This is a genomic window from Paenibacillus aurantiacus, from assembly GCF_042431225.1.
GTDB lineage: Bacteria > Bacillota > Bacilli > Paenibacillales > Paenibacillaceae > Paenibacillus_Z > Paenibacillus_Z aurantiacus.
The window spans coordinates 203,538-216,801 of sequence record NZ_JBHMDO010000039.1; the positions used below are offsets into that span (position 1 = coordinate 203,538).

At 58.1% G+C, this 13,264-nt stretch carries 8 protein-coding genes; 2 read left to right on the forward strand and 6 right to left on the reverse strand.

The annotated features are described in order from the left end of the window. Positions 1 to 252: 252 nt before the first annotated feature. The 4 genes from ACFFSY_RS24735 to ACFFSY_RS24750 form a co-directional block, all read right to left on the reverse strand. Positions 253 to 1,554, reverse strand: coding sequence for an ABC transporter substrate-binding protein (locus ACFFSY_RS24735; protein WP_377499150.1), 1,302 nt, complete (start codon positions 1,552 to 1,554; stop codon positions 253 to 255). Continuing rightward, positions 1,551 to 3,452, reverse strand: a complete 1,902-nt coding sequence (locus ACFFSY_RS24740) for a cache domain-containing sensor histidine kinase (protein ID WP_377499152.1) — start codon at positions 3,450 to 3,452, stop codon at positions 1,551 to 1,553. The genes ACFFSY_RS24735 and ACFFSY_RS24740 overlap by 4 nt, the downstream gene beginning before the upstream one ends. A gap of 122 nt (positions 3,453 to 3,574) precedes the next feature. Beyond that, positions 3,575 to 5,275 (reverse strand): sensor domain-containing diguanylate cyclase, encoded by a 1,701-nt coding sequence (locus tag ACFFSY_RS24745; RefSeq protein ID WP_377499154.1) that lies wholly within the window; start codon positions 5,273 to 5,275, stop codon positions 3,575 to 3,577. A 67-nt stretch (positions 5,276 to 5,342) separates the two neighbouring features. Continuing rightward, on the reverse strand, positions 5,343 to 5,594 hold the full coding sequence (locus ACFFSY_RS24750) for a YolD-like family protein (protein WP_377499156.1): 252 nt from the start codon (positions 5,592 to 5,594) through the stop codon (positions 5,343 to 5,345). A 216-nt stretch (positions 5,595 to 5,810) separates the two neighbouring features. Here ACFFSY_RS24750 and ACFFSY_RS24755 point away from each other — a divergent pair, with 216 nt between their 5' ends. Beyond that, positions 5,811 to 6,908 (forward strand): phosphatidylglycerol lysyltransferase domain-containing protein, encoded by a 1,098-nt coding sequence (locus ACFFSY_RS24755; protein WP_377499158.1) that lies wholly within the window; start codon positions 5,811 to 5,813, stop codon positions 6,906 to 6,908. A gap of 73 nt (positions 6,909 to 6,981) precedes the next feature. On the opposite strand, the gene ACFFSY_RS24760 is transcribed toward ACFFSY_RS24755, so the two are convergent. Beyond that, the gene (locus tag ACFFSY_RS24760; protein ID WP_377499160.1) at positions 6,982 to 7,863 is read right to left on the reverse strand and encodes an arylamine N-acetyltransferase family protein; all 882 of its coding nucleotides are present in this window, start codon (positions 7,861 to 7,863) and stop codon (positions 6,982 to 6,984) included. 120 nt (positions 7,864 to 7,983) lie between these two features. Between ACFFSY_RS24760 and pdxR the strand changes: the two genes are divergently transcribed. Then, a complete protein-coding gene (pdxR, locus tag ACFFSY_RS24765) occupies positions 7,984 to 9,405 on the forward strand; it encodes a MocR-like pyridoxine biosynthesis transcription factor PdxR (RefSeq protein ID WP_377499162.1) in 1,422 nt (473 codons plus the stop codon). Between the two features lie 68 nt (positions 9,406 to 9,473). Here the strand turns inward: pdxR and ACFFSY_RS24770 are convergent, their stop codons facing one another. Beyond that, entirely contained in the window at positions 9,474 to 13,235 is a 3,762-nt protein-coding gene (locus ACFFSY_RS24770) for an S-layer homology domain-containing protein (RefSeq protein WP_377499164.1), read from the reverse strand. Positions 13,236 to 13,264 lie beyond the last annotated feature (29 nt).

Sequence of the window (13,264 nt, forward strand, 5' to 3'; positions counted from 1 at the left end):
TAACGAATTGGAAGACAGACGGTCTCTTACCTATAACTGAACAATAACGCAATAAAGCCGACTTCAGATAATTTTGAAGTCGGCTTTATTCGTACCTATTGCGCACACTGAAGCGTTAAGAGGGATCGATCCGATTGGGACACAACCATCGCTACTGTTTGGATAAGAAGTCGCTACCCCCTCGCACGACGACGAATCATCCGCACCGCGGACATTCCAAGTCCCGACGGTCTTAGCGAACGCAGTCTCCAGTCACCGTCTTGCCCTTGCTTCTTTCCACAGGTCGTTCATCGTCCGGAAGCCCTCGCTCAGATCCTTGGCCGCGACGAGCTCCTGGATGAAATCCCCCGACCAGAATGCAATCTTCGCCTTGTTGGCGGTCGACAGGAACGTCTCGCTGGGCATCGTGCTCTCCAGCAGAATCGGATCGTAGGATAGAAATTCCTTGTACTGCGGCAGCGTCGGCTCTTTGTTCGTCTCCACCGACAAGAAGCCCGATTGCTCTACGTAACCCGATTCGCGCACGAAGAACGTCACCCACGCCTCAGCGAGCTGCTTGTTCTCGCTGAATTTGCTGATGCCGACGAACCAATCCGGCGAGAGCGGCGCATATCTGCGATCCGGGTTGTTATCATACGGGAACGGAAAAAAACCAATGTCCTCCGGCTTCGCACCCGCGTCGATGACCTGCTTGATCGACCAGTTGCCGAGGAAGTACATCGCCGCCCGTCCCGAGGCTATCTCGGCCTTGGACGTCTCCCAGCTGTTGGTCATCAAATCCTGTTCCGTATATCCTTGGTTGATGAGCGTTCGGGCGATCGTCAACGCCTTCCCCCACGAATTGTCCATCCGCCAAGGTTCGTCGGTCTCCGCCATCTTGTTCAGCGTATTCGGATCGCCGGTCATGAAGCTGACCAGCCTCTCGCCCCACTCCGTCATCGGCCACTGCGCGCCATAGTTGATATAGACCGGCACGATGCCTTTCGCCTTCAATTTGCGGCAAGCCTCGTAGAATTCATCCAACGTCCGCGGCACCTCCGTCACTCCCGCCGCGGCGAACGCCTCCTTGTTGTACACGATGCCGTCCGACGAGATGCCGGTGGCGATGCCGTAACGCTTGCCTTGAAACGATTTGAAATCGGCAAAATGGACGTTCTCGAACATGGAGGCAGGCAGCGGTTCGAAATAACCGGACAGCTCCTTCGTCGACAGCTGGTTCGGCAGCAGCAGCACATCGCCGGCGGTTCGCGTGGCGAGCCGCATCATGACATCGCTCTCGTAATTGGTCAAACCCTCGAAGCGGATATCCACGCCCGGATGCGACTGCTCGAACTTGCGGGCGTATTCATCCATCGTGCCGTTCTCGACTAGATCGATTCGATTGGTCAGCACCGTAAGCGCGTCAGCCGGGACGGCCGATTCGACGACTGTGCCGTCCGCCGGTTCCTTGTTCGCTGGAATATTCGCGTTCTCGGGCCCGCTGCACCCGGTCGCAAGCATTCCCGCGACGACGACGGACGCGGTCCACTTCACATATCGCGCAACCACGTTCATCCTGCTTCCCCTCCTCTCTCCTCTCGACTCTTACCGAAATCCGATTGTTCGACGCGCGCGACAGCCATGGACGGCAGCCGCATCGTCACCGCCGTGAATAGCCCGGCCTCGCTCTCGATCGCGATGCCGTACGCTTGGCCCCAGTGCAGCTTGATCCGTTCATTGACATTGATTAGCCCGATCCCCTCTTCGCGCTCCGGCGCTCCGCGCGTAAGCTTGTCCCGCAGCCGCTCGAGCGTCTCTTGCTCCATGCCGAGCCCATCGTCCATGACGGTGATCTCCACGTAACGCTCCTTCTGGCGCACCTCGATATCGAGCGCCATGAACGGTTTGGCATCGTCCAAGCCGTGCAGCGTCGCGTTCTCCACAAGCGGCTGCAGCAGGAGCTTGGCCATCGGGTAGGCGAGCAGCTCGGGAGGAATGCGCGTCTGCAACCGGAAGCGGTTCGGATAACGGCGATTCAGCAGCTGCACGTAATGGCTGACATGGAGCAGTTCGCGTTCGAGCGTAACCTCTTCGTTCACGTTGCTTATGCTGTAGCGCAGCTGCTTGCCGAGCAATTGAATCATATCCGCCGCATCGACGTCGTCGTTTAATTCGGCTGCCATGCGGATCGTCTCCAGCGTGTTGTACATAAAATGCGGATTGATTTGGCTTTGCAGCGCATGCATCTCCGCTTCCCGCCTGCGGTTCTCGCTCCGGAATATATCCTGGATAAGCTCCTCGATGCGCGCGATCATCCGGTTATACTGCCTGCCCAACTGGCCGATCTCGTCGCCGTACCGCACCTGGAATTTCGCCCGAAAATCCCCGTCCTGCACGGTGCGCATAAGCTGCATCATCTTGCGCAGCGGCTTGGTCAATGCGAACGAGACAAGCGTCGAGATGAGCAGCGCAAGGGCGACCGTCGCGAGCGTAGCGGCCAACGTCACATTGCGAATCACTCTCGAGTCCTTCGTCAGCGCCCGTTCGGGAATGGCCGCGATCGCCTTCCATTCCGTATTCGGGCTTGTCATATAGATGAATAGCTGGCGTTCACCCGCGAGCTCGCCATAGAAGCTGCCGCGATCGCCGGCGGCGCTCGCGAACATCGGATCGCCCGCGATGTCTGCTGCCATTTGGCTCCGGTCCGCGCTGTAGATGATACGTCCCTGTTTGTCCACGATGACGGTCTGACCTTGGGTGACGTTATCCAGCGTCTTGATTTGGTCTTGAATGACCGTCATATCCGCGTCGACCGCGATCAGACCGATCGGCTGCAGCGCTTTGTCGATAATTTTGCGGACGACCGTGAACGCGTATTTCTCGCTATTCAGCGTGCTGACGTATTTGCGGGTGCCGATCAGCACCGCTTCCCCGCCGGATTCCGACGCCGCCGACTCCCAGGCCCGGTAGCTGTCGGCCAGGTTCTGACGAAGACCGCCGGATTGCGCTTGGCTGTAAGCGTTCCCATACAAATCGAAAATATAGACCGACGTCGCGCCGCGCTTGATGTTGTTAATGAACGAGACGTTGCCTTGAATCCCCCGCTGAATTTGCAGCAGCTGATCGAATGCCGGCGCCGCAGCCGCGTTCCCGTTATCACCGATCTGCTTGCGCTGGGCGTAATAGGCGTTCGAACGGGATAGATTGAACTTAATGTCGTCTTGGTAGGCCGGGACGGAAGTCATGTTGACCATGTCCTCGATGTAATCATCAACCCGCCCCATCATGCCCTCCAGCATGTTCGTTGAATAACGAATCGCCGTCCGCTGCGTGGACTCGGCGTAATTCACGTAAGAGAAATAGCTGATGAACGTCAGCGGCATCGTGACCAGCAGAAGGAATACGAGCAGCAGCTTACGCTCCATGCGCATCTCGATGATCCGGGTCCATTGGCGGCGCAGGAATTGGCTCATGTGTCAAGTTCCCCTCTCTAGCATCTATACTTTTCAGTGTAAGCGATTAACCGCTCCATGCCTAGAGGCGCGAAAAAACGCCGTCCGCGCAACAAGCGACGATCCGGCGTCATGCTTAAGCCCTATTCTTCACCGATCCGCGACGCGACAACCTTGTCGCGTCCCCCGCGCTTGGCGGCATACAAGTTCCGATCGGCTTCCGCCAGCAGCTCGGCGCTCGTGGCCATGCCTGCCGCGGCTGTGCACACACCCAGGCTTGCCGTTATGGCCAACCCCCGTTCGATTCCGCTCCAATCCGCCGAACGAATCGCCTCGCCTAGCCGTTCCGCGAATTCGATGCCCTTGCGCGCGTCGTAGCCGGGACAGATGAGAAGAAATTCCTCGCCTCCGAGCCTAGCGGCTTTGGCCGGATCGATCGCCGCCGCATCCAATATTTTGGCGAAATGAACAAGGACCTGGTCGCCTGTACCGTGGGAGAAGGTATCGTTGATCCGTTTGAAGTGATCCACGTCCACGAGGACGACCGTCACATCTTGACCATGCGTGGCGGTCATCAGCACGGCATCAAGCCGGTCGGCGATCACGCGCCGGTTGTAAAGGCCGGTGAGCGGATCGCGCTGGGCCATCTCCCGGAACCGCTCGCTGCTGCGGCGCGCTTCTTCCGTCTCGAAGACGGCATGAAGAATGCGGGATCTTGCTTCGCGTTCGGAAGACCGCAGCTCGTCGGCATCCGCGTGGTACCCCCGATATTCCTCGTACGCTTCCTTATATCGGTCCATGGCGGCATACAACTGGGCTTGCTCCAGCCGGATTCGGACCAGGAACCCTTGGAAGCCGTGCCTCATACAGTTGTCGCGGGCTTCGTCCAGCGTCTCCTGTGCATGATCGTAATGCCCTTGCAGCCGCTGCGCTTCGGCGACCGTAATTTGGCATTCGAATATCGCGAATAAGTCGCCCAGCTTACGTCCGTCCCGGTACGCATCCAGCAGCGGAAGCAGCGTCCGTTCCGCCTCGGCCGGCCTACCCGCTACCAGCTCGATGCGAGCGATCGTATCCAGATGCGCGGGTACGAGCGTAATGTCGTGCCGCTTGGCGAACGCGACCATCCGCGTCGAAAGCCGCTCCGCTTCCTCTATGTCGCCGGCTTCGCAACGGGTGTACGCCATATTGTTCAAGACGTACATTTCCTGCTGGACATGATGGATGGCGGCGTTAATGGCCATGATTTCTTCGAACCGCCGCCGCGCTTCCTCGTATTCGCCATTCGCGTCGAGCGTGAGCGCAAGCAGCATCAGATGGTTGCCGCGCGTCTGAGGCAGCGCTCCCTCGGGCAGATATTCAAGCGAATGCAGCGCATGCTCCAAGGCGCTCGACATATCGCCAAGACGGAAGAAGAACCCCGACAGATGCCGGCAGCTTCGGGCCAGCACGGCCATGTCTTGATTCCGCTCCGCCCATGCTTTAATCCGGCGAATCGTCTGACCAGCTTCGGCCAGATCGCCAGCTCGCATCGCGGCGTTGGCTTGTATCAGCTGCGCGCGTTTGTTATAGGCGGGCGTGAGATCGGCGCAAGTCAACTCGCATGCGGCTTGTCCGACACGCATCGCCATCTCGATGTCTTCGTAATGAATCACTTCCAAGTCGTCCAGCAGACGGCCGTAATCCTCTGGGGTCCGCAGCGGCAATCGTTCCGCCTCGGCCGTCCGCCGCCAGTCCTGCCCGATCGGGGTGAAACAATACGGACAGCGGTCCGACTCGGCCTGGTGCTCCGACCAGCCGATCGTTATCTTGCACTGCGGGCAGCGATCAAAATGAAGCTGCAATCGTTTAACCTCCCCGGGTCGAGCTGACGCGCCTTCCTCGTGCGGCGATGTCTCCCCTGTCGTTTGCTTAATCTCTCGGATAGTTCACGCTCATGATGTCCATGAAAGGCACCTTGTCCGTGCCATCGGCGGTTTCGACGTGAACTCGGCCCGTTCTGGAATCCATCTTGACGATTTGACCGCGTACCGACTCCTCGCGTCCCCACACCGTTAGCAAGATGACGGAGCTTTCCTGATATGCTTCCGTTAATTGATTCCCAAGCTCCTCCAGCACGAATTCATCTCGCGTGGGGCGCTTCGGGACTTTCGCTTTAGCCATATTCAATATTCCTCTTCTCTATCCGCAGCTCTCGCCCGAATCTCGCAATAGGCACTAGTATACCACGAAGACGTGCGGAAACGAACCGAAAAACGGGATTTTCGTGGATCTCCAAACATTTCATCTATCAATCGGACGACCGGATGACGTAATAATAGTATCGAACATACCGGGTCAGTCGGGAGAATAGCATTTCAGCGATAGGGGGAACAATACGTGAAGAACAGTCAAGAGTTCCGTTCGCTCGATCAATTACTGCGCGAGTACGGCCACAACGGACATTCGCACCTCTATTTTTTGGGGGACAAGCGGTTATTCTGGGCCAAAAGCGGCAAAGCTGCTCTCGTTTACCGCGAGTTTCATAATCGAAGCGTCGTGCTTGGCGATCCGATCGGAGAACCTGAAGCTGCCTTGGGGTTGATTGGCGAATTCGCGCGCGCCTGCAAGAAGCAGCGCAAAATCCCCGTATTTTATCAGGTGAAGCCTGCCATGCTCGAGGAATACCGCGCCTGCGGCTTGAACGCGATCAAGCTCGGGGAAGAAGCGCGAATCGATCTGGAAGGATTTCATACGACCGGCAAGCCGTGGGTTAAGCTGCGTACTCGCGTGAACAAATTCGAACGTAACGGATGCCGCCTGGAAGTGCTCCGCCCGCCATATACGCAAGCATTCATGGAAGAAATCGCCGGGATATCGGCAGAATGGCTCGGCAAACGGAAGGAGAAAAGCTTCTCCGTCGGCGCGTTCTCTAAGACGTACGTTCAGCGATTCCCGATTGCCGTGCTGCGCGAAGAAGACGGTACGATCACGGCGTTCGCTACGCTAGGCGGCGCAGAACATCAGCCGTCGGTTCAATCGGATCAGGCTGGCGCGCATATGACGATCGATCTGATGCGCCATCGCGCAGGCTGCGTGCACGGGACGATGGACGTGTTGTTTATTTTGCTGTTCCAATGGGCCAAGCAAGCGGGATACCGCCATTGCAGCCTTGGCATGGCTCCGCTTGCGAATGCGGGCGACTCCACGATCGCGCGGCTTATTTATAAATACGGGAACCGGTTCTATAACTTCAAAGGTCTCTACGAATACAAGAACAAATTCGGGCCGCAATGGGAAGAAGTCTTCGTGGCCGCGCCAGCGGCTTCCATGCCCGTAACGATGCTGCTGCTCGCGCTGATGATCAACAAAGGCAAAGCGAGCCGAGCCGGCGCGATAACTAGCGAATCTATCGCCATTCTTAGCATGCCCGAAAATCGCGAGCATGCCTCCCTCAGTACCCTTGCCGAGATCAGCGAGATGCATACACTCCGATAACATCTTCGCAAGATCGTCGTAAGGAACGAACAAGCCGGCCAATTGGCCGGCTTGTTCGGGTATTTATGGCTAATTAGCGATCCACCTTCTGCTTCTGCTCCCGTTCCCGCTTCCAGTCCTCATGCTGCATCAGCACGCGCCCCCAGATGGCATCCCGCTCTTCGCTCGAATAGTGAGTGAACCGTTCCCCGAACACATCGGCAAGCAGCGCCAGCCATTCGTTCTTCCGCACGACTTCGGTCGAGATGCATCCGTCTGCCCCCCACGCTTTCCATACGCAGCCACGCAGCTCGTTCATCCCCTGCTCGCCCCGCTGCCGAATGAGGAACAGATTCATCCATGGCGACTCCGGCGAACGGCTGTAATGCGCGTGATTCGGATGAAACAACGCCAGATCATGGACGGTCTCCGGTGCAAAATCGACGCCGATATACCCATGAAGCGGTTCATGCTCAAGCCTCCAGCCGCCTTCCGCGACCACCGATGGCTTCAATTCATAGGTGAACGGCCCCTGCTCGTATCGGCCGAATGCCAGCGGGATCGGCTCGAAAGGCATGTCGCCGAGTCCGACGTCGATGACGAACCGCTGCATATTGCCACTCCCGTCCGGCAACGCGACCGTCAAACCGAGATGAAAATTGTTGACGCCAGGCTCCCGTCCGACCGGCTGAACGCCCGCCCGATGCCACGACACCTCGTAGCCGAGCGTGCGGAGCAGCGCGCTGAATGCGCCGTTCAAGTGGAAACAGTACCCGCTCCTGCCGCCCGTCATCAGGCCAATGGAATCGCGGAGGTCCATCGATACCGGCCGGCCGGCATATATATCGAGCGTCTGCCAAGGAATACGTTCGACGTGGGCGCGATGAAGCGCGAACAGAAAATCCAGGGACGGCTCCTCGGCGGCATCGAACCCAAGGCGGCGTAGATACTCGTTAGTTTCCGTAATCGTTAACATGAAACTTTACCCTCCCTTACGCTAGCCAGCCTATGCTACAATGAGCGTATCCCAAATCTGCCCTGCCAGGAATGGTCAGATTATTACGATTTTAAAAGACAGCTTGGCGAGGTGAGCCCTATGTTCCATCTGCATCTTCAGGAAGACAGTCAAGCGCCGTTCTATCTTCAGCTGTATGCGCAGCTTCAGGATCAGATTCGCGAAGGAAAGCTGTTATACGGTTCCCGTCTGCCATCGGTTCGCGCCCTGCAGACCCACTTCAATATAAGCAAGACGCCGATCGAGACCGCCTATCAAATGCTTATCGCCGAAGGCTACATCGTCAGCCGGCCGCGATCCGGGCTGTTCGTCATGAACGAGCTGCAGCAATCGATTGCCAGCGGCGATGACACGGCGACGCGCGAGCTCATTTCGCCCGATAACATGCCTCCTTTGCCCATACAGCCGAAGCCAATCATCGATTTTCGCGCGTCGCGCGTCGATGCGGCAGCTTTCCCGCTCCGGTTATGGCGAAGAAGCCTGCAGGAATCGCTCGAAAGCCATGCTCTGGACCTCGGCGCATACGGCGACCCTCAGGGCGAGTACTCGTTCCGGGCGACGATCGCCGATTATTTGCAGCGCTCACGCGGCGTGCATTGCGCACCGGAGCAAATCGTGATCGGCAGCGGCATTCGATACGCGGCGTCGTTGCTTGCGAGACTGCTAGGCGACGCAGGCACGCTCGCTTGCGAGGATCCCGGCTTCGCCCCATTCCCCGACTACTTCCGCAAGTGGGGGCTGAACGTCTTGCCGCTGCCCGCCCGGCATATTGCCGCGCGGATCGGTAATACCGATGCCGGGGCCGTCTACCTCACGCCGTCGCATCAATTCCCGACAGGGAGCATCCTCTCCTACGGCGACCGCGAGCGACTTCTCCAATGGGCTTATTCAAGGAATGCCTACATCATCGAGGATGATTACGACGGCGAGTTCCGTTACAGCGGCAAGCCCATCCCCTCGCTGCAAAGCTTGGACCGCGCCGGACGGGTCATCTATATCGGTACGTTCTCCAAAGCCTTCTCGCCCGCGCTGCGGTTGAACTACCTCGTCCTTCCAGAGCAGCTGGCCTCTCGCTTGAAGACCGAGCGATTGCCGCTGGACGCCCCCTCGCGCATCGACCAATGGGCGATGGCTCGTTTTATCGAGCAAGGGCATTGGTTCCGCCATATTCGGCGAATGCGCAGCCTGTACGGGAAGAAGCACGACCGGCTGCTGGAGCGGATCCGCGAGTACTTCGGCGAACATGCGGCCGTGACAGGTCAAGGCGCGGGGCTGCATATCCAAGTGTCGGTGAAGACGAATCGCAGCGCCGCCGACTTGGTGAAGCTGGCTGCTGATCAGGGCGTAGCGGTATACGACCTTGAAGGCATGCTGGCCGATTCCGGAGGTTCAGGCGCCGCAGATCCGGTTATCTATCTTGGCTTCGCGGGGTTGACGGAGAAGCAGATTGACGACGGGGTTCGATTACTGCGTCGAGCGTGGGAGACAGCGCTTCAGGAATAGCGACAAGGCCAGCATCGCGATGGATGCTGGCCTTGCTGTTTCATTGCGCGGGCATGCAGGTTGGATCGTTATTCGACGCCGTTATCTTGTGCAGCCGGCTTCTTCGCCAGATCGGCAATGAGATCGCCGGATAGCGCTTTGTTGTACACGTACAGCTCGTCGATCATGCCTTGATACGGCGTATCCCAGAAGTTAACGCCAAGACCGAACGAGACGGCGGTGGTCGAGAACAGATTCGGGAAGCCTGTGCCATTGAATTTCTGCACACCGTCTACGTATATTTTCAGCGTTCCCGAATCGACCGTGAATGCCACATGATGCCATTCGTTCAGCGGAATTCTGGAACCCGTCGTCCCGTCAATCCATGGACTGCTTCCCGACCACAGCATCGTGTTGTCATCCCAGGAGCTCGGGACGAGCGACAGCCAGCTGCCGTCCGTGCCGCCGAAGAAGGCTGTCGTATACTTGGTGTGCGCCTTCGGATTCAGCCACATGGACACGGTGTAACTGTTCCCGGTAATCAGGCCACTCGGAAGCTTAACGCCAGAAGCGCCGTCGAACTCGGCTGCCTGGCCGAATACGCCTTGACCGAAAGTGATCGCTCCGCCCGTGTTGTTAATGCGGTTGCCCGTGATCGTCCCGTCAGTTGATTTGCCGGCAGCATCCTTTAGATTGTTTTCGAACGCATAATGAGCGCTTAACCAGTAGTTCGGGTCATATGGCGCGATTGCGATTTGGAAAGTCTTCGTCGTGGAGGTCTCGCCCTTCTTGACCGTTGCCGTCAGTGTCGCGCTCACGCGATCTGCGCCTTGCGCCGGCTGATGGATCGTGCCATCCGCTTCGATGACTGTCGCGTCTGACGTCGTCCAGACGATTTCGGTCCCGCGCGCGGCAACCGACGGCAGCACGAGATTCTCCATGACGTTCGACGTATCGCCGAGCGTAAGCGCGTTCGTCACGTTCGCCACGACCTGGCTGTCGGCGAGGTCCGGCTGGCGAATCCCCCACACGCTTACGCCATCGCCCGAGATCGCGGTGAACGTCATCGTCTCGCGCTGCCGGACTTCGTCCCAGCCGCGCACGAATACGCCTTCATAACCGACTTTGCCTGCCGTGATGGTCGCACGATAGCCGTCTTTCAGTTCCCACGTTCCTTGCAGCGCGCCTGTCACCGTATGGTCGGCGTTCAAACGAATCTCCACGGAATTCGCGATGTCGCCCGAATAGGCTAAGCCGTGATTGACGAATTTATAATCGCCCGCGATTGCTTGCTCGTTCACCGTCTGTACGCTTTCGCCCGTGTAACGCGTCGGGGAGACCACGAGCCAGCCGTCTTTGTTCATGAACATCTGATGGACGCGAAGCTCGTGGAACTCGCCCTTCTGCGGGAAGCGCGTATGGAAGAACAAGAAATATTTGCCCGACGTCTCGTCATAGTAGACCGAGTTGTGGCCGGAGGAGACGTAGCCGTAGCCAAGGCCCGCATCCGGATCGCCGATCTCTTGCTTGAACTGGAAGTTGCCGATCATCTTGACGCCGTAAGGCGAGTTGTCGGTGTCGCTTGGCAGCACCGCTGTCTGGCCGTCCGCGTCCACATAAGGGCCTTCCGGCTTGGTCGAACGGAACTGCCGCATGTTGTAACCGCCGGTCGCGCCGAGCCAGCCGTAGGTGACGTTGAGGTAATAGTATTTCGTGTTTTTGTCGTATACGATGAACGGCCCTTCGCCGGACTTGTAATATCCGCCTGCGATCTTGGTGCCGAAGTAACGGTCGATGACGCGCCCGTCCTCCGTTACGCCGTCTTCGCCCGGATATATCGGTTGGCCTGTCGCCGGATCAAGCTCCAGCAGATAGATGCCGCCCGACCAGGAACCGTATGTCATCCACAGCTTGCCTTCGGCGTCCTCGAGCACCGTCGCGTCGATGGCGTTCGGGTATTCCTTGTTGTTATAGCTGCCGTCGGCGTTGAACCAGTTCGCGTTCTCGCCGGCCAGCTTCTTCTCGTCGACCGGCGTCTTGATGTTCGTATTGTCCCACTTCTTGTCGACGCTGCTGTTCGCGTCTTTGCCGCCGTCGCGGGTAAACCCGGAATACACGAGCGTATCGGCGTAGATGTAGGGTCCTTCGATCGTCTTCGAGACCGCGAGGCCGATTGCCGAACGAATGTAGGTCGAGGACGCGCTGTAATACATCATGTATGCGCCTTTGGAGCCGTCTTCGTTCACGTATTTATCGTTCCAGAACACGTCCGGCGCCCATACGGCGAAGCCGCCTTTGCTGTCGGAATCGTTCTCTCCCGCCCATTTGAACGAACCTGCCAGATTCGCGGACAAATCGCCGAAAATCACGTTGTTCGGCGTCGTATAGCCGTTCGTGAAAGTCGTCCAGTGCATCAGATCGGTCGACTTGGCCGCTTCGATATGCGAGCCGAAGACATAATACGAGCTGCCATCCTTGATCACGGACGGATCGTGCACGGACACGTTGCCGAAGGTCGGCGTAGACGGCGTCGGATTGCTCGTGCCAGGACTTGGGCTGCTCGTGCCCGGGGTCGTCGTCGTTGGCGGCGTGACGGTCGCACTCCCGCTGTCGTCCTTCCGGATAAGCCGTTTGTCGGTCGATTCGATTTTGCCTTTGCCGCTGACCGGGATCTCCTTGTCCACGTTGATCTCCAAGCTATCGATCGCTGCATTCTCCGCCACGCTGAGCGCAGCCGCCCCATCAAGCACGAGCTTTCGAATCCGCCCGCTGTTCAGTTTGAGCTGCGGCGAAGATTGCGTCATTACGTTAACCTGTTCGAACTCGCCGCTGAATTGAACGGCGGACTGTCCAGGCAGCGATGAGTCAAGCTCGACGGATTTGAACCCGCCGTTTGCTTGCGCCCCCTCTTCCTCCAGTTTCGCGCCGGACGAAAGCCTTGTATTGTCTATCGAAGTACCGCCCGTGCTCGCGATTCTGATTTTGCCGTCCGCCTTGTCGACGTTAAGCGATTTGATTGTGGTGTCCGCTAACGTGACCGTGTGCTCTCCGCCGCCAGTGACGAAAACTTCACCCTCGACAGTCACGTTCGCAAGCGTCACGTCGCCGTCGCCAACGCCCTCGGTAATGTACAAATTCCCCTTCACCGTCGTATCGCGAAGCGTCACGCCATCTTGATTGATAACCACGTTGCGCGTGTCCAACTTGCCGAATTCGCCTGCCTTATTCAACACCGAACCCGCAAGTTGGCGAAGCATGACGACCGCCTCCGCCCGGGTGAGCGAATTGGCTGGTTTGAATGTTCCGTCCGTGAAGCCCTCAATATAGCCGCCCTCGGCGAGCGCCTGCACGGCCGACTGGCTCCAAGCCGGCAACGATGCCGCGTCCTTGAACGTCGACGTCTCGTTCGCGTCAGCTTGAATCGAGAATGCGCGGACCAGCATGACCGCGGCTTCCGCTCTCGTTATCGTCGCGTTCGGGCGGATGCGCCCCTGCTCACCGCCCTTCAGATAGCCCGCAGCAAACGCTTTCATAATTTCTTTGTAAAAGAAGTCGCTATCCTTGATATCGGCAAACGTCGCCGAACTGGTCGCCTTGAATTGGAATGCACGGTTAATCAGCGTCGCCAATTCCGCTCTCGTAATGGTCTGATCCGGCTTGTACCGGCCCTCGCCGTAACCATTCACTAGACCGCTTGCCGCCCAGTCCGCAATCTCCTTCTCTGCCCAGTGACCTGCAATATCGCTCTTGGCCGCAGTCTCGGACATGGTCTCGGAAGCGAGCGCCGTCCCTGGCAGAAGCATCGTCATCGCCACCGTAGCGGCTGCGTATTTCTTCATTTTCGTTCTCATCAGTACGCGGTCTCCTTTGTGTTTAATAG

Coding starts and splice junctions, on each gene's coding strand:
- ACFFSY_RS24735 (WP_377499150.1), bottom strand. CDS start 1,554: ATGAACGTGGTTGCGCGATATGTGAAGTGGACCGCGTCCGTCGTCGTC.
- ACFFSY_RS24740 (WP_377499152.1), bottom strand. CDS start 3,452: ATGAGCCAATTCCTGCGCCGCCAATGGACCCGGATCATCGAGATGCGC.
- ACFFSY_RS24750 (WP_377499156.1), bottom strand. CDS start 5,594: ATGGCTAAAGCGAAAGTCCCGAAGCGCCCCACGCGAGATGAATTCGTG.
- ACFFSY_RS24760 (WP_377499160.1), bottom strand. CDS start 7,863: ATGTTAACGATTACGGAAACTAACGAGTATCTACGCCGCCTTGGGTTC.
- pdxR (WP_377499162.1), top strand. CDS start 7,984: ATGTTCCATCTGCATCTTCAGGAAGACAGTCAAGCGCCGTTCTATCTT.
- ACFFSY_RS24770 (WP_377499164.1), bottom strand. CDS start 13,235: ATGAGAACGAAAATGAAGAAATACGCAGCCGCTACGGTGGCGATGACG.